1 pseudogene is annotated in these 789 nt (G+C 39.9%); it reads left to right on the plus strand.

Annotated features, from left to right (window positions below):
* Positions 1 to 248: pseudogene (locus AB4589_RS17185) on the plus strand (IS5/IS1182 family transposase); the annotation flags it as partial.
* Positions 249 to 789: the final 541 nt, after the last annotated feature.

Raw genomic sequence — 789 nt, forward strand, 5'->3', positions numbered from 1 at the left:
GTGGTCACCCTCGAAATCTCGCCGTGGGTTGCCAGAAATTATACGGCTCAAATAAGTATTGGAAAGAGCGGTATGGATACCACAAACGTTCATTGTCAGAAACAGCGATGTATTGAGTTAAACAGTTGCTAGGAGGACGATTGAGCTTAAGAAATTACAATGCCCAGGTGGGTGAAACTTACGCGATGATAAAAGCGTTGAACAAGCTTACTGGGTTAGGTGTGCCTGAAACTTGTCGTATTGACTAAGAAATACGCGAAACGGGGTAGCTCTATCTCTAAATTTAATTACGCAACAAAGCCGCAAGGAGGCTACCTAATACTTACAAATGCAGAAAGGCCGCTAAGCGACCTTTCTACGATAATGTTACGGACATTACTCCGTATTATCTGGTGTTCTATAAATCTGCAACCAATGTCGCGCTGCAGTACTTGTTGGAGGCGCTATTTCATGATCACGGATAGTACAATACCGACCATATTTTACTACAACCGTATGATTTGTTGTATTAATTTTACACTCTTGAAAAGAGCCCCATCTCGCCCGACTTTATTACCAGGCGCTACATAGATAGCCATACAAAACCTTTAAACTAGTTTAACAGCAACATTGTTCATATTTGATGTAGTGATGAATCTAAGAAAAACAAGGTTATGCCGTAAAAAGACATACATTTTAAAAAACTCACTAAAAAAAATTATTGGTGTTCATTATTCCTATGTTCAATTGCGTGACTCCGTAACGCAGAACAGCTCCTAATAGGGAGCTGTTCTTGTGTCTAAATTTGGG

The sequence above is a fragment of the Vibrio sp. 10N.222.49.A3 genome (assembly GCF_041475145.1).
GTDB classification, from domain to species: domain Bacteria; phylum Pseudomonadota; class Gammaproteobacteria; order Enterobacterales; family Vibrionaceae; genus Vibrio; species Vibrio tasmaniensis_A.